21 protein-coding genes and 1 pseudogene are annotated in these 19,808 nt (G+C 44.3%); 5 read left to right on the top strand and 17 right to left on the bottom strand.

Features of this window, described 5'->3' with window-relative positions; translation table 11 throughout:
* Positions 1 to 174 (top strand): annotated as a pseudogene (locus EEX84_RS16710) (short chain dehydrogenase); the annotation flags it as partial.
* 309 nt (positions 175 to 483) lie between these two features.
* Here the strand turns inward: EEX84_RS16710 and EEX84_RS15395 are convergent.
* The 4 genes from EEX84_RS15395 to EEX84_RS15380 all read right to left on the bottom strand — a co-directional run bounded on the left by EEX84_RS15395 (position 484) and on the right by EEX84_RS15380 (position 6,222).
* Complete coding sequence (locus EEX84_RS15395) at positions 484 to 1,971, bottom strand: flotillin family protein (RefSeq protein ID WP_123166540.1); 1,488 nt, start codon at positions 1,969 to 1,971, stop codon at positions 484 to 486.
* A 220-nt stretch (positions 1,972 to 2,191) separates the two neighbouring features.
* The gene (locus EEX84_RS15390) at positions 2,192 to 2,968 is read right to left on the bottom strand and encodes a SurA N-terminal domain-containing protein (protein ID WP_192892989.1); all 777 of its coding nucleotides are present in this window, start codon (positions 2,966 to 2,968) and stop codon (positions 2,192 to 2,194) included.
* 387 nt (positions 2,969 to 3,355) lie between these two features.
* A complete protein-coding gene (locus tag EEX84_RS15385; protein ID WP_123166536.1) occupies positions 3,356 to 4,312 on the bottom strand; it encodes a siderophore ABC transporter substrate-binding protein in 957 nt (318 codons plus the stop codon).
* A gap of 404 nt (positions 4,313 to 4,716) precedes the next feature.
* Positions 4,717 to 6,222: a SulP family inorganic anion transporter gene (locus tag EEX84_RS15380; protein WP_420812586.1), complete on the bottom strand. Its 1,506-nt coding sequence runs from the start codon at positions 6,220 to 6,222 to the stop codon at positions 4,717 to 4,719.
* A 132-nt stretch (positions 6,223 to 6,354) separates the two neighbouring features.
* Here EEX84_RS15380 and EEX84_RS15375 point away from each other — a divergent pair, with 132 nt between their 5' ends.
* Positions 6,355 to 6,897: a recombinase family protein gene (locus EEX84_RS15375; protein WP_123166535.1), complete on the top strand. Its 543-nt coding sequence runs from the start codon at positions 6,355 to 6,357 to the stop codon at positions 6,895 to 6,897.
* A 113-nt stretch (positions 6,898 to 7,010) separates the two neighbouring features.
* Here EEX84_RS15375 and EEX84_RS15370 read toward each other — a convergent pair whose 3' ends face one another.
* Positions 7,011 to 7,430: a universal stress protein gene (locus tag EEX84_RS15370; RefSeq protein WP_123166534.1), complete on the bottom strand. Its 420-nt coding sequence runs from the start codon at positions 7,428 to 7,430 to the stop codon at positions 7,011 to 7,013.
* A 461-nt stretch (positions 7,431 to 7,891) separates the two neighbouring features.
* On the opposite strand from EEX84_RS15370, the gene EEX84_RS15365 reads away from it, so the two are divergent.
* Positions 7,892 to 9,760: a heavy metal translocating P-type ATPase gene (locus EEX84_RS15365; protein ID WP_123166533.1), complete on the top strand. Its 1,869-nt coding sequence runs from the start codon at positions 7,892 to 7,894 to the stop codon at positions 9,758 to 9,760.
* A gap of 82 nt (positions 9,761 to 9,842) precedes the next feature.
* On the opposite strand, the gene EEX84_RS15360 is transcribed toward EEX84_RS15365, so the two are convergent.
* The 11 genes from EEX84_RS15360 to EEX84_RS15305 all read right to left on the bottom strand — a co-directional run bounded on the left by EEX84_RS15360 (position 9,843) and on the right by EEX84_RS15305 (position 16,793).
* Entirely contained in the window at positions 9,843 to 10,619 is a 777-nt protein-coding gene (locus EEX84_RS15360) for a sulfite exporter TauE/SafE family protein (protein ID WP_123166532.1), read from the bottom strand.
* Between the two features lie 58 nt (positions 10,620 to 10,677).
* A complete protein-coding gene (locus EEX84_RS15355) occupies positions 10,678 to 10,905 on the bottom strand; it encodes a sulfurtransferase TusA family protein (RefSeq protein ID WP_123166531.1) in 228 nt (75 codons plus the stop codon).
* 299 nt (positions 10,906 to 11,204) lie between these two features.
* The gene (locus EEX84_RS15345; RefSeq protein ID WP_123166529.1) at positions 11,205 to 12,332 is read right to left on the bottom strand and encodes an MBL fold metallo-hydrolase; all 1,128 of its coding nucleotides are present in this window, start codon (positions 12,330 to 12,332) and stop codon (positions 11,205 to 11,207) included.
* 44 nt (positions 12,333 to 12,376) lie between these two features.
* Positions 12,377 to 12,772, bottom strand: coding sequence for a DsrE/DsrF/DrsH-like family protein (locus EEX84_RS15340; RefSeq protein WP_101802247.1), 396 nt, complete (start codon positions 12,770 to 12,772; stop codon positions 12,377 to 12,379).
* A 37-nt stretch (positions 12,773 to 12,809) separates the two neighbouring features.
* Positions 12,810 to 13,379 (bottom strand): sulfurtransferase TusA family protein, encoded by a 570-nt coding sequence (locus EEX84_RS15335; protein WP_123166528.1) that lies wholly within the window; start codon positions 13,377 to 13,379, stop codon positions 12,810 to 12,812.
* Positions 13,380 to 13,438: 59 nt separating this feature from the next.
* Positions 13,439 to 13,735 carry a rhodanese-like domain-containing protein gene (locus EEX84_RS15330; RefSeq protein ID WP_123166527.1) on the bottom strand — a complete coding sequence of 99 codons (297 nt, stop codon included), beginning with the start codon at positions 13,733 to 13,735 and terminating at the stop codon, positions 13,439 to 13,441.
* An 18-nt stretch (positions 13,736 to 13,753) separates the two neighbouring features.
* Entirely contained in the window at positions 13,754 to 14,119 is a 366-nt protein-coding gene (locus tag EEX84_RS15325) for a rhodanese-like domain-containing protein (RefSeq protein WP_123166526.1), read from the bottom strand.
* Positions 14,120 to 14,145: 26 nt separating this feature from the next.
* Positions 14,146 to 14,625 carry a DsrE/DsrF/DrsH-like family protein gene (locus EEX84_RS15320; protein WP_123166525.1) on the bottom strand — a complete coding sequence of 160 codons (480 nt, stop codon included), beginning with the start codon at positions 14,623 to 14,625 and terminating at the stop codon, positions 14,146 to 14,148.
* Between the two features lie 154 nt (positions 14,626 to 14,779).
* A complete protein-coding gene (locus EEX84_RS15315; RefSeq protein WP_123166524.1) occupies positions 14,780 to 15,040 on the bottom strand; it encodes a metal-sensitive transcriptional regulator in 261 nt (86 codons plus the stop codon).
* Positions 15,041 to 15,211: 171 nt separating this feature from the next.
* Positions 15,212 to 16,330, bottom strand: coding sequence for an MBL fold metallo-hydrolase (locus EEX84_RS15310; RefSeq protein ID WP_123166523.1), 1,119 nt, complete (start codon positions 16,328 to 16,330; stop codon positions 15,212 to 15,214).
* Between the two features lie 79 nt (positions 16,331 to 16,409).
* Positions 16,410 to 16,793 (bottom strand): DUF302 domain-containing protein, encoded by a 384-nt coding sequence (locus EEX84_RS15305; RefSeq protein WP_123166538.1) that lies wholly within the window; start codon positions 16,791 to 16,793, stop codon positions 16,410 to 16,412.
* 377 nt (positions 16,794 to 17,170) lie between these two features.
* On the opposite strand from EEX84_RS15305, the gene EEX84_RS15300 reads away from it, so the two are divergent.
* Positions 17,171 to 17,623: a DUF305 domain-containing protein gene (locus tag EEX84_RS15300; RefSeq protein WP_123166522.1), complete on the top strand. Its 453-nt coding sequence runs from the start codon at positions 17,171 to 17,173 to the stop codon at positions 17,621 to 17,623.
* Between the two features lie 377 nt (positions 17,624 to 18,000).
* Positions 18,001 to 19,029, top strand: a complete 1,029-nt coding sequence (locus EEX84_RS15295) for an LCP family protein (RefSeq protein ID WP_123166521.1) — start codon at positions 18,001 to 18,003, stop codon at positions 19,027 to 19,029.
* A 125-nt stretch (positions 19,030 to 19,154) separates the two neighbouring features.
* Here the strand turns inward: EEX84_RS15295 and EEX84_RS15290 are convergent, their stop codons facing one another.
* A complete protein-coding gene (locus EEX84_RS15290) occupies positions 19,155 to 19,628 on the bottom strand; it encodes a hypothetical protein (RefSeq protein WP_123166520.1) in 474 nt (157 codons plus the stop codon).
* Positions 19,629 to 19,808 lie beyond the last annotated feature (180 nt).

Genomic DNA, 19,808 nt, shown 5'->3' with positions numbered 1-19,808 from the left:
TTGCAAAACGGTGTCCGCATCAATACAGTAAGCCCGAACGTTTTAGTGGAATCACTGGAGAAATACGGCTCCTTTTTCAAAGGATTCAATGCTGTTCCTGCCGCCAAAGCGGCAAACGCTTATCTGAAAAGCGTGGAAGGCGCCCAAACCGGACAAGTTTACAGAGTGTATTGATCCTCGGTCAAACCAGGGATTTATATCATTGTGATAATAACCAGCTGACCTTCTTATGAGATTCGGCCCTCGACTGAATGCAGTAGCAGGCAAATGCTATTATGAGGGCTTTCTTTGAATCGAAAGAAGAATCGATGCGCTTTTGAATTGCTTCTTTTTTACATTCACGAATTCGCTTCCCCCTATGATGCGTTTCATTCTCATCAGTCCTTTTACTTTAAATAGACTCAATGAGCCAAAGAATAGTTACAAGAATTTTTAACACAAAAAGAAGACCAGCTGCCTGGTCTTCTTCTTTGTTATACATATTTATTGTTTGTCGTCGCTTTCTTCCTCAACTTGCGCGTCTTCCTTCTCGGGGACATCCGCCACCGCTTCCACCTGCGGAACTTCCGCTTTGCGGGTGTCTCGGTTCACATATGATTTCAAAAGTTCTCCTACATCAATTCCGGTCATTTCCTTCAGCGGCTCCTGCATGTCGACCATTGTTTTGGTGACACTTTTGCCGAATGAAGGAATGCCCTGGCCGTTGCCGGAATCAATGATTTTCACGGAATCGATATTGTTCAGCGGCTGTGCCACTTTTTCAGCAAAAATAGGCAGCATGTCGATCAATTTCTCGGTGATGATGACATCGCCATGTTCTTCCATCGCTTCCGCCAGCAACTTACGTGATTCGGCTTCGGCTTTTCCTCGCTCGCGGATAACTTCGGCTTCGGCGGCACCCTGGTCCCGCTGGATTTTCGCTCTGGCTTCCCCGTCAATCACAGCCTTGCGGGCTTCCCCTTCGGCTGAACGGGTAGTTTCATAATAAGCTGCATCGGCTTTCGTTTTACGGACTTTGCTTTCCTCTTCCTCCAATGTAACGGCGCGTTCCCGTTCCATGAATTTCAAGTTCAGCTCTTCATCCTGTATTTCTTTCGCCAGTTTCGCTCTTTCCAGTTCATAGGACTGCTCGGATTTCGCACGTGCGCGTTCTGTCTCTTCTTTGAAAGAAGCATCTTTGATGTCTTTTTCTTTTCGTGATTCCGCTATCGCAATCTGGCGCTTGTATTCTTCCTCTTTCGCTTCCTGGTCTGTCCGTGCACGGTGAATCCGCGTTTCACGTTCTGTTTCCGCTTCTGCGATTTCCGCCTGCTTGCGGACTTCCGCGATGCGCGGCCGTCCAAGATTCTCGAGATACCCATTGTCGTCATCAGCATCCCGTAGATCTGTCAAACCCAGAGAAGTGATTTTAAAGCCCATCAGATCCAATTGCTTTTGCGCGATTTCCTGCACATCAGTATTGAACTTTTCACGGTCGCCGTTGATGTCTTCGACCGTCATTTTGGATAAAATAGCGCGAAGGTTACTTCCGAGTACTTCGATGATTTCAGCTTCGATTTCTTCCTGCTCTTTTCCCAGGAACTGCTCGGCATAATTGGCAATTCCGTTCAACGTATCAGCGACTTTGACCATCGCCACTGCATCCGCCACAATCGGCACCCCGGCAATTGTATATACCCTCGGAGTCGACAATTTCAATTGGAACGACGTTAAATTCACCGGTGTGGAAGTTTGGAAGCGTCTGAGGCGATATCCTCCGCCCCGGATGATTTTCATCGAACGCCCTTCGTCATCGGTGAAAATATTCGTGTCTTTTTCCGGATCCCCCAATTTCGGCCCCGTGATGATCAGCGCCTCATTGGATTTCGCCGTTCGGTACCGCAACCTCATCCAAAAATAATAACCGACGCCCGCCAATGCGGCGACAATCAGTAAAGCGATTAAAAATGTAATAATTCCCGCTGTTTCCAACATTCTCCTATCTCCTTTCACACTTGCTGTTTTATAATAAATTCCTGTTGAACAGGATAACTCACAACGTCCCGTTATGTAACTTGCTTATTTAGTGCTTATAATTAGTTCTACGAAGTACTTTAAGAAAAGTTCCAAAAATCAGTAAACAAATTTAAATACAGTAAAAATTTAATAAGAATGAAAAAACCAAATCCTATTCGGATCTGGTTTCAATCTGTTAAATATGGACAGCGACGTCTGCGTTTTCACGAAGTTTCGCAACTAGTGCTTGAGTGGCTTCTCCTTCTTTTTGCATTTTGATTTGCTCTTCAAGTTGCGGTTTCAGTTCTTCAAACGCTGGAAGTTCTTCTCCGCCCATTTGCTCCTGCTGGGCTTTTGCCTGTTCATAAAGCGCCTGAAGTTCTTCCTCTGTCGGCTCGACACTGCCGGCTTCTTCAGCGATCAGCTGGTTTACTTTTACTTGTGTCTCAAGTTGGGACATCACTTCTTCTTCCGGTATGCCCTGTTCTTCCAGAGCCGTCAGAAACTGCTCTTTCGATTCGAGTCCGTTTTGTGCCGCCAAGTCAGTTAACCTTTTATCCATCTCATCTTCCGAAACATTATAACCTCTGTTTCCAGCTTCCTGAATGAGTAACTCCTGACCGACCAAACTTTCAGCAATTTGTTCTTTCAATTGGTTCTGATCAACTTCCTGCCCAGACATCTGCGCCTGCATGGCCGCTTGCTGGAATTGTCCTGCATAAGCTGTTTCAAATTCTTCCTTCGTCACTTCTTGTCCATTTACTTCTGCCACAATGTCCGGTACCCCGCTCAGATCCGGCTCTGGCATTTCCCGCTGTTCAGCACCTTCTTCAGCTCCGGCTGCCGCTTCTTCTTGTGTATTTGGTTCCTCATTTGTATTTTCAGTTGCTTCGTCGCCACCGCCGCATGCGGCAAGTAGAGACACGGAAACGCCGAGTGATAAACCTAAAAACCATTTTTTAATCAAAGTCATACCCCTTTCAATCCATAATGTCCGTTATTGTAACATACCTTTGTTGTTTGTAAATTCATAAGCCATGGCGCTTGTATGTTGTAATGGTTAACTGATTATTCATTGTTAGCGAACAAACCAGCCTCGACTTTTCTTTCTTATATTAGAAATGTCTCAACAGGAAGGCTTTGTCTCTTGGCTGTATACAGATGTAATCTGCTTCCATCAAAGAGTTGGCATATGCAGTTCAGGTAGCCGCAGAATCTTCGCGTACCTGTAGTTACATAAACAAAAGGGGAGAAAAGATGCTGAGTAATCAACATCTCTTCTCCCTTTTCTGTTCATTCAGTTTGCTTTCCTGATATTTCCCAAGATTTCGTCCGCTTACTTTGGACCTGTCATTTTTTCTTATTCAAAAGCAGATTGAATTCCTGTGACCATCTGGCTGACTGATTCCAATCCGCCGCCTGACAGGTACCAGTAATCCGGATCCAGATAAATGATTTTATCATTCTGGTAAGCAGTTGTTTTTTGCACCAATTCGTTTTCAAGCGACTCTTTTGCACTGGCATCGTTTCCTACTGCCGCATTGCGGTCAACTACGAACATGACATCCGGATTCGTATCCAAAATGTATTCAAACGAAATGCTTTGACCATGTGTAGAAGCTTCGATTCCTTCGTCGGCCTGTTTCACACCGAACACATCATGGATCATACCGAAACGTGATGCCGCACCATATGCACTTACTTTTCCTTCATTCGCCAAAACGATCAACGCTTTTTCCTCAGAACTGCTGACATTCGATTTTAATTCTTCAATTTGAGCTTCAATGGAAGCCAGTTCTTCTTTTACCTGCTCTTCTTCACCGAAAATTTCACCCAGTGTGTTCATGTTTTTTGTGAAAGATTCCATATATTTTGTCGTATCGACTCCCATGTGGACCGTTGGAGCAATTTCACTGAATTCTTCGTACATGGATGCCTGGCGTCCGGAAATGATGATCAAATCAGGTTCCAAAGCATGGATGGCTTCGAAATCCGCTTCTTTCAATGTCCCTACATTTTCATATTTCGTGTCTTCATATTTCTCAAGGTAAGTAGGAATGTTTCCTTGTGGAACTCCCGCAACCGCTTCAACACCCAGTTTATCCATGGAATCAAGGATACCAAAGTCAAAGACTACAACTTTTTCCGGGTTCTTGGCGAAAGTGGTTTCACCCAGTTCATGCGTCACCGTCATGGTTTCTTTTTCTTCTGTTTCTGCCCCTGCAGTGTTTTCTTCTGTAGCTTCCTCAGCTGCGCCACATGCCACTAAGAATGCCATCATCATCAAAGTAAATGTTACGAGTATCCATTTCTTCATTTTTATCGACTCCTTTTTTATCGTAATTGAACGATTCATTTATTTTTCGTACAAACTGTTATGTAGAATATTGGCGTGAATGTCCCGTCTGTTCCGACTTTCGTTTTTTGTGCTTGTCCTTCTTGAAAGCTGCTCCTTTCTTTCAGAGGCTCACCTCGTCCATGTCATTTTTTCTTTTACTAATGCTTCCTTCTCCTTTCTTTTTATTGAATATGAGTGATATTGATAATCATTATCACTTGCTCACATATTTTAGTATAGCAGGTTGTTTTGAAGTTGCAATAACTAAATGAGAATTATTTTCATTTAAAATGACAAAAGTCTTTTTACAAATCAAAAAACAGGCGGAGAAAATAATTCATTTTCCCCCACCTGTTTTATTTAACATGATTCACTGTATGAAATTAATGAGTCGGCAGCTTGGCTTTATCGCTTTTAAAGATGGCGATTTGATCAATCAGCTTCTGACTGCCCGCATCGAGTCCGATGACTTCCACTTTGTTGCGGTTTTCCTGAAACTTCAGGACGACGCGGTCCACCGCGCCCACTCCGGAATCATCCCAAATATGGGCGTCCGTAAAGTCGATGACGATTTTCTCGTCTTCCACATCAAAATCAAACTTCTCAAGAAAATCTTCCACTGAAGCAAAGAACAACTGGCCACTTACCTGATAATGAGCAGCATCCAACAATTTCTTTTCGACCTTAATCTTCGAGATTTTGGAAACGAAGAAAATGGCACTCAGCAAAACGCCCGCCAAAACACCGATGGACAGGTCATGCGTATAAACGACAATGGCCACCGTGGCCACCATAACGATGGAATCCGTTTTAGGCGCTTTCTTCAAATAGTTGAACGATGACCAGTCAAACGTGCCTATGGACACCATGATCATGATTCCCACCAGCACCGGCATCGGAATCTGAATAACTACGTTACCCAGTACAATAATCAGGAACATTAACAAGATCCCCGCCACAAGTGCAGACAATCTGCCCCGGCCGCCGGATTTGACATTGATGATCGACTGCCCGATCATTGCACAGCCTGCCATTCCGCCGAAAAAGCCGGTTACGAAATTGGCAATTCCTTGCCCTCTCGCTTCTTTGTTCTTATCACTCGTTGTATCCGTCATGTCATCGACGATATTGGCTGTCAGAAGAGACTCCAATAAACCGACAATGGCAAGAGCCAATGAAAAAGGAAAGATAATCATCAGCGTTTCCAGATTGAAAGGCACATTCGGCAACAGGAAAGCCGGAAGTGACTGGCTGATGTTCCCCAAATCTCCAACGGTCCGCATATCGAAACCGCCATAAATAGCGACCGCCGTCAAAAGGACGAGTGCAATCAGCGGTGCTGGAATGGCTTTGAAGAACCGCGGAACAATATAGACGATGGCCAGTGTGAGGGCCACGAACACATAAGTGGTGTTATTGATACCCAGAAAATGCGGCACTTGGGCCATGAATATCAGGATCCCCAAGGCATTGACAAAACCGATCATCACCGCACGCGGAATGAATTTCATCACTTTTGCCACTTTGAACACCCCGAAGAGAATCTGGATAACACCTGTCAGGATGGTTGCGGCCAATAAGTACTCGAGGCCGTGGTCCCGGACAAGCGGCACCATCAACAAGGCCATGGCGCCTGTGGCAGCGGAAATCATGCCGGGCCGCCCGCCGACAAAAGCAATAATGACGGCAATACTGAATGAGGCATATAACCCCACCATCGGATCAACACCCGCAATGATGGAGAATGCAATGGCTTCAGGAATCAAAGCAAGAGCAACTACAGTTCCTGCCAGAATGTCTCCTCTTATGTTTCCAAACCACTGTGTTTTTAGATTTTGTGTCACGTTATCTTGCTCCTCTTTATTGTATAATTTGATGGTTTCACGCATATACGCAAACCTGGATTTTTCACAATGAAATCAGTTTAGCACCGACCCTCCTTAAATGGAACCTTTTTGGTCCTTTTTCATAAAAAATATATGGTATAATAAATGGAATTTGTGAAGTGAGGAGTTTTTGAAGTGCACATCGGCTATGCAAGACCAATTACCGGAGACCCCGACTGTAAAGAACAAATGGCGCTATTTGATAAATATGGTTGCAAAAAAGTCTATATAGAAAATCATCCATCCCCTAAAAAGAGAGCAGAGTTAGATAAGATGCTGGAGAGTTTGTCAATTGATGACCGGGTCTTTGTCTATAAATTGCAGGCCTTCGCGGATTCCACCCGTCACCTGGTGGAACTGCTGGAACTACTCGACCAAAAAGGCGCTTTTCTCCATTCGATACAGGAAGATATCGACACCTCGAAGGGAAAATCTTTTTCCTTTTCGGAAATTGTCCGCTGCCTGGCTGATTTCCAAAGTGACACCATCAGTGCCAAAACAAAAGCCGGTCTGTCGGAAGCAAAACAAAAAGGGATGCACGCAGGACGTCCAAGAAAACCAGATGCCAATGTAAAACGGGCCATCGAGATGTATGAAAGCAAGAAGTACAACCTGGCGGAAATCAAAGAACAGACCGGCATCAGCAAGTCTACGCTGTACCGGTATCTTGAAAACTGAAACGAAGGCCAGTGGGATTCTACGAAAAAAAAGCGCCTTTGCGCTTTTTTCTATATTCACCATCAAAAGAAACATGAACTCCTTTTTAAGGAGTCCAGATTCTTTAATGATTATTATTTTACGATCAAAACCGGACAATTTGCGCGTTTCACCACTTTGTGGCTGACACTGCCCAGTACCATTTCCTGCAAGGAGTTCAAGCCACGGCTTCCGATGACCAACATGTCAAAACCTTCTTTGTTGGCATATTCGACGATGGCCGGTCCCGGGGTGCCATGCAGGATTTCGACACGGTATTTGAGATTGGCTGTGGCAATCGACTCTTCCACCGGCTGGATTTTCTTCCGCCGCTGCAAATCCAATTCAGCAGAGCTGTTGCTGTGCAGCACTTCGTTTTTTGCATTATTATGATCTGCCACGTAAACTATGGTAATCTGTGCGTCTTCAGCACCCTGTGCAATCTTTATCGCTTCTTTCGCTGCACGAATGGAATGGTCGGATCCATCCACTGCCAATAAAATTTTTTTATACATCTTTCAACACTCCTTTTTCGTTTAATGAGGCAGTCATTGCTCATTTGTTTTATGAAAACCTTCATTTTTTCATCTTCTACTGTACAAATCAACTTGTCCAGAGAATTTTCGCCAAAAGAAAGAACAAAGTCTCTGCACAAGCTGACGTGTCTCTTCCAGCAAGTATTTCTCTATCCTGTTTTTCTAATCGGTGAGATAAAGACAGCTGATTCTTCTTTTATAATTATTTCTTCTGATGTTTTTCAACAATCAGCGGTTTTCCCCATGCTAATAGTGTCTCACCTGAATTCCCAAAACACAACCTTTATAGGAATATTTTTTCCAGCCATGAGCCCCCTCCATATCCAGAGAAAATTCAATTTTCACTCCAATCTGCGCTATACTTATTGAAAAAACTTTTATATATTATGTCGATTAATTGAAAAAGGCTTCCTTTTCATTCGCCCAAAGGAGATGAATGCATGAAAATATGGACATCACATATCGAATTGATTGCAGCCATTGCTTCAGGGATCCTTATCGTAATTGCCTATATTCTTGAAGTTCAATCGATCGAAGTATTGTCGGTAATCACTTACCTTTCCGCATTTTTGATCGGGGGCTATGCAAAAGCGAAATATGGCATCAAAAAGACCATAGAAAACCGAAAACCCAATGTGGAATTATTGATGGTCCTTGCCGCTATCGGTGCTTCCATCATCGGCTATTGGACAGAAGGCGCCATTCTGATTTTTATTTTCTCGCTCAGTGGTGCGCTTGAAACCTATACTATGAACAAAAGCAGCAAGGAAGTATCGGCATTGATGGAAATTCAGCCGGAAGAAGCCTGGCTTTTCAAAAATGGCACTACGACTCGCGTGCCCGTTTCTTCCTTACAACCTGGCGATGCATTGGTCGTTAAGCCCGGCGAACTTATTTCTGCAGACGGCAAACTGTTGAAGGGACATACAGTAGTGGATGAGTCGACTATCAGCGGGGAATCGGTTCCTGTTTCCAAAGATGCAGCTGATGAATTGTTCGCTTCCACAGTCAATTTAAGTGGTGCCATTACAATGGAAGTGACAAAGCCGAATACGGAATCACTGGTCCAGAAAATCATTGATCTCGTCCAATCTGCCCAAAGTGAAAAGCCGCCTTCCCAGCAATTTGTAGAGCGCTTTGAAGGTCATTATGTAAATGTGGTGTTGGTTGTATTCGGCCTCTTGCTTTTCCTGCCGCATTACTTGTTCAACTGGGAATGGGACACCACTTTTTACAGAGCAATTCTTTTTTTGGTGGTCGCTTCCCCCTGTGCACTTGTTGCGTCCATCATGCCGGCTACGCTCGCGGCTATTTCCAATGGTGCAAAAAGCGGTATTGTCTTCAAAGGCGGAGTTCACCTCGGAAATTTAGGGGAAGTCAGTGCCATTGCTTTTGACAAAACCGGTACAATAACACGCGGCAGGCCCATCGTCACTGATTTTACGTTACGTGAAGACGTGGATGCCGATAAGTTGATGGGAAAAATCGCCGGCATTGAAAGCCAGTCCAATCATCCCCTTGCTAAGGCGATCACGGAATTTATAAAAGAAAAAGGCATTGTTCCGCTGACTAACCTTCAAATAACCGATGTTCCAGGCAATGGGTTGGAATCGGTCATCGATGGGGAAGAAATCAAAATCGGCAAGCCGGACTTCGTAAACCTCGAGGAAGCTGAAGCTTTTCAGGGAGGCTTGCTGAACCGTTTGGCGAATGAAGGGAAGACCGTCACATTTGTCAGAGACGGAAAAGGCATTGCTGCTGCTATTTCACTGAAAGACACGGTACGGGACAATGCAAAATCGACCATTCAGGATCTTCAAAAAGCTGGCATCTACTGCATCATGCTGACTGGCGACAACCAAAAAACAGCCAAAGCCATCGCCGAAGAAAGCGGGATGGATGCGTATGTCGGCAGCTGTATGCCTGGAGATAAAGTGGAGGAACTGAAAAAGTTGACCCAGCGCTATCAATACGTTGCCATGATCGGTGATGGGATAAACGATGCTCCTGCCTTGGCAATCGCCACTACCGGGATTGCTATGGGAGAAGGAACAGACGTCGCTCTTGAAACAGCAGATATTATTTTGATGAAGAACGATTTATCACGTATTTCCTATTCGATACGGCTTGCACGGAAAATGCAGAAAATCATTAAACAGAACATCTTTTTTTCGGTCGGGATGATCATCTTCCTGCTGATTTTAAATTTCATGCAGGCCATTACGATACCGCTCGGTGTTATTGGCCACGAAGGCAGTACACTTCTTGTCATTTTAAATGGACTGCGCATGCTAAACCGGAATATTTAAACACAAAAACGTGGAGGAAAGCGATGCTTTACTCCACGTTTTTATATTTTTTATCATTTCTTATTCTATTTCTTCCATCACTCTACAGAATATCCGTCCAGATTTTAATGGCTGTGCCCAGAATCAGCAGCGCCAAAATCCACTGGAGGTATTTCGTATTCATCTTCTGGCCAAGCTTGGCACCAAGCGGCGCGGCGATAATACTTGCCACAATCATGACTGCCGCAGGGCCGTAAAGAATCTGATCCGTCACAATCTTACCAACCGTCGAACCGATCGACGATATGAATGTAATGGCGAGTGAAGTCGCAATGGTCATCCGCGTCGGGATCTTCAGCACCACGAGCATAATCGGAACCAAAATGAAAGCACCCGCTGCTCCGACGATACCGGCTGCGATTCCGACAATGAATGCCAGTCCGGCAGCCAGCCATTTGTTGAATGTAACCTGTTCAAGCGGGATATCGTCGACACCTTTTTTCGGTAGGAACATCATGACAACCGCAATCGTCGCCAAGATCGCATAAACGAAGTTGATGGCTGCTTCCGAAAGAAGCGTCGAGCCGTAACCGCCGATGAAACTACCGATCAGGATAGCCCCACCCATATAGGTGATCAATGTTTTATTCAGATAGCCACTGCCTCGGTACGCCCAAACACCCGCAATAGTAGCGAAGAACACCTGGATGGCGCTGATGCCGGAAACTTCATGTGAACTGAACGCCGTATAGCCGAGCATGACCGGAATATACAAAAGCATCGGGTATTTAATGATCGAGCCGCCGATTCCGACCATTCCGGAGATGAAGGAACCGATGAAGCCGATCAGGAAAATGACGATAATAAAATCAAAACTCATCTTTTGTCACCTCTTCCAAAAGCGAAAAGGGTATCACAGTGATACCCTCTTACTGCTTTCAGCCTTTCTTAATCCAGAATCTAAGGACATCGCCTTCTTCTTGGGTCTCCAACAGTTCGTGCCCTCCTGATTTTGCCCAGGCGGTCATATCAGCTTTTGCTCCTTTATCAGTAGCGAGGATTTCCAGGATTTGTCCGGATTCCATGTCTTTCATTTCTTTTCTTGTTTTCACGATTGGCATTGGGCATGCCAATCCTTTTGCGTCTAATACTTTATCTGCGTTCATCAAAATCTCTCCTTTTGGTTTGTTTACATAGTTAAATGAGTTGGTAATCGATATTCCGCAAAACAGCTCCGCTTGCCAAAAACCGTGCTCCTGCATCGCTCCGCTGCTTCGTCGCAAAGCGCCGGCCGAATTCCATTCGGCCACACTTGGCTCGCGCTGAGCTAACTCGGTCTCGTTCCACTTCGCCCGAGTGGATCTCAGCACTTCGCTTAATCCCCAAGGCGTCTTCGCTGTTTTGCTCCATATCTCAGCTATCTCTTAACGCCGAAGCAATATTTTTAGTTTTTTATTGTAACTATTTACCTTACCGCACAGCGGTTTGGCCCGATTTCCATCTCACGCTGAACTTCTTCGTCAGGTGTGATTTTGCCCATGTTTGTACTGCGGATATCCTGATAAGCGTTTGGCTGCGGCGGCAGGTTTTTCGTTACCATGTCGCGGAACTCCTGCTCATCTTCAATATTCAATCCGTGGTTTTCTTTGAAAAGGTCGCCTAATTTTTTCGCGACGCTTCCGTCCGCGTTTAACTCATCCATGATCATGAAGTGAGCTGGCAATACGATAAGCTCGTCAGCGAGTTCCGCGTAGCGGCTGTAAAGCGATTCACGAAGGTCGCCTACCCAGTCTTCCGCAAGGCCTGCAAGGTCAGGGCGTCCGATGGAATCGATGAACAGAATGTCGCCTGTCATCAAGTATTGGTCGTCAACGATGAATGATGTCGAACCGATTGTATGCCCTGGTGAGTATAATGCTTCAATTTTAATCTTCGCATCGCCAATAGCGACTTCCAGTCCGTCCGCCAATTCCGCATAGTCGAATACCACTTCTTCCGCATCAGCCGGCGGCAAGTAATACGTTGCACCTGTTGCTTCAGCGATCTGGCGTCCTCCGGAAATGTGGTCTGCGTGCAAGTGCGTATCGAATACGTGCTTGGTCTCAGCACCTTTTTCCTGCGCGAAATCCAAGAAGATATCAGTCATGCGCGTTGCATCGATAATAGCGGCTTCACCGTCTGAGATTGCCATATAAGAAAGGCAGCCTTTGCCGATGCGGACGAATTGATACAATTCTCCGCCATTTTTCAAATCGCCGACTTTCACTGGTTCCAGGTGTTCACTCCACGCTTTCATGCCGCCTTCAAGGTACGCCGCATCGACGCCTTCTTCATCAAGCATTTCCGCCACCATGACAGAAGATCCTTCTTTCGCGCAAACGACAAGAATATCTCTGTCTTTTGGAAGTTCTGAAACCACTTCTTCGACACCGTCCAATAAATCAAAATAAGGTGTATTCAGATACTGAATGTTGCCGCCTTCGATTTTCCAGTCAGCGAACGCATCGCCGTTGCGGACATCAAGGATAAATAATGGTTCGTTATCAATCACTTTACGAGCTACTTCTTTTGCTGTCATTGCTTTTACTGTCAATTGGAATACCCCCATCTATAAGTTTTTTCGTTAATAATTTTTATTTAGAATGTCAATGTAACGTCTGCATCTTTGGCGAATTCCAGGAAAGTTACTGCTCCACCAACATCAATGCCATCGACAAAAGCTTCTTTTTCAAGGCCGAATAAATCCATTGTCATTTGGCAGCCGATGAATTTCACATCAAGTTCCTGCGCCATTTCAACCAGTTCAGGGATTGCCGGTACATTGCCTTTTGCGAATCCCTCAGCAATTTGTTCCTTGCCTTCAGGTAGCGGCAATTGGCCATATGCTTCTTTATTGATCAAGTTCAATCCTTCGAATGTAAAGAAGATTGCCACTTCGTGATCACTTGCGGCTGCTGCAGTTGCGATATTATATACTTTATAGGCATCGAATAACGTTCCGTTTGATGCGATGATTGCTGTTTTCCCTGCCATTTTACAATTCCTCCAGTTAAGTTGTTTTTTAAATTTCTTACGTGTTGTTTTGTTCAGTTATGCCGTTCCACTGGCTCATGCCTTCTACTGCGTTTTTCACACGGCCAAACCCTTTTTCAGCCAGTTGTTTTGCGGCGAAATCACTGCGGTTGCCTGTGCGGCAGATGACGATTACTTCTTTTTCAGCATCCAATTCCTGTGCGCGGTTTTCCAGTTCGCCAAGCGGGATGGAAACTGCACCTTCGATATGGCCAAATGCATACTCCGCAGGTTCGCGTACATCGAGTACAATTACATCGTCGCGGTCCATTTGTTCCTGCAATTCAGCGTTTGTCACGGTATGTGGAAAACTCACTTCCTCTTTTTCTTCCAACTGATCTGCCTTGCGCAAATAATGCTTCAGCACATCGCCTTCTTCAGAAGTTCCAAGGTATTGGTTGCCGCTGCTTTTTGCCCATGCTTTCATGTCAGCGAGCGAACCTTTATCAGTTGCCTGGACTTCGATGACCTGGCCCGGCTCCAGTTCCTTCATCGCTTTTTTCGTACGTACAATCGGCATCGGGCATGCAAGCCCTTTTGCATCCAGTATTTTATCTGTTTGAATCATTTAAATTCCTCCTAATTACCCCACGGGGTATATTTACTGTTAAAAAAATTTTATATTTCTTATTCAGTTGGTCCGTCCCAGTCCAACATTCCGCCGTCCATATTGATAACTTTGTATCCGCGGCTTTCAAGGATATTGGCAGCCATCCCACTGCGGTTGCCGGAACGGCACACCAAAATATGTTCTTTCGATTTATCGATATCCTGCAAACGAAATTCAAGAAGCCCCAAAGGGATATTAACAGCCCCAGGAATTTTTCCGGCTTTCACTTCTTCTGTTTCCCGCACATCAATAAGTGAAGTATTTTTATTGTTTTCCATATATTCTTTTACTTCTTGTGTTGTCATCCGATTCATCGTTCTTCCTCCTTTGAATTAAGAGCGGTAGCTTCCCATTCCGCCTCTTACGTTGATCACTTGATCGAACCCTTTTTTCTTCAGCATACCAGCAGCTTTGCTGCTTCGCATGCCGCTCTGGCAAATGACATACGTTTCTTTGTTTACGTCGAGTTCGCTGACCCGTCCAGGTAGTTCATTCAATGGAATGTTTTTGAATTCCTTGATGCGGTTGGCTTTGAACTCTCCAGGCGTCCGAACATCGATGAATTGCTTATCTTTCTTCTTCAATTGCGTTTTTAATTCGTCTGTGGAAATGGATTTTACGCCTTTTGCCGGTGATATGGCACGGTATCCGATAAAAACGATTACAGCCCCGATTACAATCATTAACCAAGTATCCATCGTTTCCCTCTTTTCTTTTCATCCGATTAGATGAATAAATTTACATTGCCGTCTTCAGCATCCGCCAAATAAGCAGCTACGCCGGCATATGTGACGTCTTCCAGCAGTTCTTCCTGTTTCAATCCGAGAAGATCCATTGTCATAGTGCACGCAACAAGATTGATGTCCTGTTCCTGCGCCATCTCGATCAGTTGAGGCAACGTCATCGCATTGTGCTTGTTAATCACCTGCTTGATCATCTTTGGCCCCATGCCGCCCATATTCATATTGGATAACCCAAGTTTATCTGCACCGCGCGGCATCATTTTCGCAAACATCTTTTCGAGCATGTTCTTTTTCGCTGCAGGTGGATTGTCTTTTCGAAGTGCATTCAAGCCCCAGAATGTGTGAAAGATTGTCACTTCATGATCATAGGCAGCAGCTCCGTTTGCAATAATATAGGCAGCCATCGCTTTGTCATAATCTCCACTGAATAAAATAATGTTCGTTGTCTTTGTTTGTTCCATTTGTTAATTCCTCCTATCAATATACCCCTAAGGGTATATAAATGTCAAAATAAAAAATTCACCGGCTCGAACAACATGTCTTAATCAAAATACCTATAGGGGTATAATAACATGTAAAAGAAAAATCCGTCAACCCGAAAGTTTCACGGATTTTTTATCTGCTTTTCACAAGCAGGCTCACTGCGTCTTTCACCAGTTGATCTGTGCTTTCGCCTTTTTCAAGACTGTCACGGACACATTGTTCCAGGTTTTCACTGACAATTACACCGATGGCACGGTCCACCGCACTTCGTACGGCCGATAACTGAGTCACTACATCGCGGCAGTCGTCGTTTTCCTCTACCATTCGGAGGACGCCTTTAAGCTGGCCTTCAATCCGCTTTAAACGATTCTGCACTTGTTTATCGTATTCCATCTTTTTCTTGCCTCCCTGTTATTCTTCACTCGTTACTATAACCAAATTATATACCCCTTTGGGTATAATAGCAAGTATTTGAACTGAGAAATAAAACGGATAACCCGTTGACCTGTGCCCCAGTTTAGAACTACGTATTCCCAGTGTCAAGGATTATCCGTTTCTTCTGTTCTAAACAGCGCAGTTGTTTGGGCCGGTTTCCATTTCTTTTGCTTTCTCCGGTTCAGGCTTCAGTCTGCCCATATTGGTTTGCCGGATTTCTTCATATGCATTCGGCTGTTCTTTTAAGTCTTCTGTCACTCGCTTGATAAATTGGTTTTCATCTTTTATCTGCAGACCTTCATTTTTTTCATATAAAACGTTCAGCTTTTCCGAAACGCTTCCGTCTTCATTCATTTCACTTGGATCTGCATAATGTGCCGGCAGGACAAGCAATTCCCCAGCCAGCTCTTTATAGCGTTCATACAACGTCACATATAAATCATCGGCCCAATCTCCCGCTTTTCCTGCCAAATCAGGACGGCCGATGGATTCGACAAACAGAATATCGCCGGTCAACAAGTACTTCCCATCCACAATGAACGTCGTACTGCCGATCGTATGCCCAGGCGAGTATACAGCTTCGATTGTCGCTTTTCCGATAGACAGCTTTGTTCCATCAGTTATCGGCTCAAAATCGAAGATGACTTCTTCTGCATCCTGAGGCGGCAAATGATAAACGGCATCACTCGCTTCTGCCAGCTTTTTTCCTCCTGAGATGTGATCGGCATGTAAATGTGTATCAAGTACCTGTTCAATCACGATGCCTTGTTCTTTTGCAAACTGTTCATATACTTCCGTCATCCGATTTGCATCGACAACAGCTGCTTTGCCGTCCGATTCAATTAGATAGGAAAGGCAGCCTTTCCCCAGGCGGACAAATTGGTAAATAGCTCCTCCACTCACTTCTCCGATTTTGACCGGTTCCAGCTGCTCACTCCATGCAGCCATTCCACCTTCAATCGAATAGACATTACCAAATCCATTGTCAGCCAATAGTTCGGCAGCTTTTTGCGAAGTGTTGCCTTTCGCACACACTGTATACAAAGGTTTGTCTTTCGGAAGTTCTGTAAATTGAGATGGATCCGAACCCTTCAGCTGTTCAAAAGGGATATTGATGAGTTGAACATGACTGCCTTCAATTTGCCAATCTTCCGATGACTCGTTATCCCGGACATCCAGCACATAAACCGGCTCCCGGTTGATCACCTGATCTGCGACTTCTTTTGGAGATATCGATTTCACCGTCATAAGACATTCCTCCTCATCTTTAACTTTACATTTACGGGGCGGGGTATATTGGCTTTTAAAAATTTTTCAGACTCAACTGTTAGACCGTCTTATCAATGCACCCAATCAGTCTTTCTTCTATATCTACTGCAATTTCTTTGATGGAATCGTTCTGCACCATATCGATTAAGGCACTTGGTTTTGGCATCCCGATCTTTGTCGTACCCTTTTCTTCATACACAACAATTTTGCAGGGCAAAAAGTAGCCGACTAGCAGATCTTCCGACAGCACCCGGTTCGCCTCCTGCGGGTTGCAGACTTCCAGGATTGTATAAGGTGTATCAAAGTCGGTTCCTTTTTCCTGAAGTTTTGCGGTGAGGTCGAAGTTCCATAAGACGCCAAATTTCTGTTCCTTCAAATTTTCCTCCAGTACACGCACTGCTTCGTCTTTACTTTTTGATGTTTCAACTGTGTAATCAAACATGCGTATCTCTCCTTTCAATTTTACAACTTTATTCTTTTGATGAATTTCCCTCATTTTGACGAATAAAACCTCCGCTAAAAATTCCTCTACCATCTGTGGAAAAATCACCCGCCTTTCCTCACTGAAAAGCAAGTCTCTGCGGACAGTGCAATAGATTGGAGTATAGAAAAAGGGGCTGTTTATTTGCTTCGTATCTTTTTCAACAGGTTTTCTCCTTATACAGAAGCGTCTTTCTTTGGCCATTCAACCACGTGGATATAAAGCCGCGCAAACTTTGGGTCAACCTCTCCATTATTCATCAAGTTTATATGTAGGTTTAAATGGTATACAAATAAAGAAATATGTCTTTTAAAATTTACTAAGAAGGAGAGGATTTCATGAATAACTACGTAAAGTTCGGCATTATGATTCTGACTTCCACCTTTTTGATGTATTGGCTGATGTATTTAAATGTTTTTCAATTTGATCACATTACGTTCAGTGAAACAAGGATTTATATGGCTTTGATCATGGGCTCCGTCATGGCAATCGTCATGATGCTGTTCATGTGGCCGATGTATAAGAATAAGAAGGTGAATTCTCTGATTTTAGCAGGCAGCGCCATTGTGTTTGCACTTTCCCTCTGGCTGGTCAGAAGTCAGGTATTAATCCAGGACACCGGCTGGATGAAAGCGATGATTCCCCACCATTCCATCGCCATTTTGACAAGTGAACGGGCAAACATTTCAAATCCTAGGGCAAGAGAGCTGGCAGATGAAATTATTGAGACACAACGTGAAGAAATTGAACAAATGAAAAGACTGATAGAAGAATTGGAGCAGGAGGATTAATCGTTCCCTTCTCTTTCCCTTGAGAAAGAAAATTCGACAGCAATACGATTATTGCTGTTGAATTTCTTTTTTTTACCGACTACAGCACATGTCCTCTCCATGCATGTATAAAACTGGCATATCTCTTTCTTGCATCCTCTTCACTTTCCTCTTCAGCAGTGCCTTTGCTTAATTTCCAACTTTTCTATGGCGGTATGCGAATTTCATTAAATTTCAAAAAAGCGTCATTTTAATCTTCTGCCTGTCGGGAAATTCAATTTTTAATGGTAATATAAAGAGAGCTTAATATAAAAAACTGCTGATTTTCGTTATAATATATAACCTATAACCATCACACCTTTTTTCAGTCACCCAATCCTACTAGAGGAGACCTGCCTATGAGCCCCAAAAGCCCTTCTGCTGATAAAAAACGTACGATTATTATTATTCTTATTGCCGTTACGGTTACTTTACTTCTTAGTGTCTCTGTCTACGCCGTCTATTTACTGAAAAAAGTGGAGACGGCAGCTGATAACGCTTATGAAGACGCGACGGGACGGGAAATGTCACAGTTCCGGGAAAAACAAGTGGAACCCCTGCATGACAATATCTCTGTCCTGTTCATCGGTATTGACAACAGTGAAAAAAGAAATCAGGACCAGGAAGACACTCTTTCCGACGCTTTGATCCTGGCCACACTGAACAATGAAGAAAAATCCGTCAAACTGGTCAGTATTCCAAGAGATACCTATACGTATATTCCCGATGCCGGGTTTGAAGACAAAATCACGCATGCATACGGTTACAATGGAGCCGTTTCCACGATTGAAAGTGTGGAGGAACTGCTTGAAGTCCCTGTCGATTATTATGTACGTATGGATTTCGAAGCATTCATTGAAGTAGTGGATGCATTGGGCGGTATTGAAGTGGACGTACCTTATGACCTGTCAGAAAAAGACGAGAACGACGTGGCAAATGCCATTGTCCTGGAGGAAGGCATTCAAACATTGAATGGTCGTGAAGCCCTCGCTTTGGCCAGGACCCGCATTTACGACAATGATATTGAACGAGGCAAACGACAGCAAATGATTCTTGAAGCCATCATGGACGAGATTTTATCCGTTTCTTCCTTTATGAAATACGGACGGGTCATTGATGCGGTCAGCGACCACATGAAAACCGATCTGACTTATGATGACATGCGCTCCTTTCTGGAATATGGAAAGGACGGAGAGCCGGACATCGAAAATATTACTTTAGCCGGCTATGATGACATGTCCACCGGCGTGTACTACTGGCAGCTGGACCAGAATGCGCTGTCCGAAACAAAAGAGACATTGCAGGATCATTTGGAATTGAATGAAGAGACAAAACCGGCCGAACAAACTGAAAGCGAAGCGGCAGAGACAACTGAAGACAATCAATAAGCTCACAACACGGGTTGTGAGCTTCCGCTTTTCCTTCATGAAGTAACCGAGTGGGTGAAGTGAAAAGAATCTACCCTGCTCAACGTGGACAGGTTCCGGTTGCCGGTGAGGCCAGTTAGTGTCCATCAATGATCATACTTCAAATCCAAGATAGGTTCACTTGAAAAATGGATTACCGGAAAGTCGGAATCCTCCACACTTCTGTAGAAGTCCAAAAGAGCCTTTTCTTCTTCCATCAAATTCTCTTCAGTAGAAGCTTTTATATAATTGATGACCGTATCGTCTTCCATATAAACGCCGTACCAGTCTTCCTGCTCTTTATCAATCAGCATAATCGTAGCAACCCGATATTCTTCCTTCAGTTTACTGAACGAGTCTGCCATCGATTTTTTTGCATCGTCTTCACCGGAGCCTTCGGAAGCCAAGTCTACCATAATAAAGGTCTTTTTTGCCCCTTCTCTTCGGTCTTTTTCTTCGAATAAAGGCGATTCATCAGCACTTACACCAAGCTCACTGTAAATGGGATCACTGCAGGCAGACAGAACCAGGGCAATGGCAAGCATCCAAAAGACAGGCCCAAGCTTTTTATAAAAAGTCATGGCGATACTCCTTTCTTATACCGTTCTACACAGCAGATACCTCCTTCATCCGAAGTTCAAAATCCCCAATCAATTCATACTTCATCCATTGACCTGTTATTTGGCTGCCAGGACTCCCGATCAGCCATGCGGTTTCTTGAAGCGGCAAAAACTTTTATCTTTTTTCAATCTTTAAAATCT

The sequence above is a fragment of the Planococcus salinus genome (genome assembly GCF_003719725.1).
Lineage (GTDB): Bacteria > Bacillota > Bacilli > Bacillales_A > Planococcaceae > Planococcus > Planococcus salinus.
Note: the sequence above shows the minus strand (reverse complement) of the source record. Positions and strands in the feature narration are given on the sequence as shown.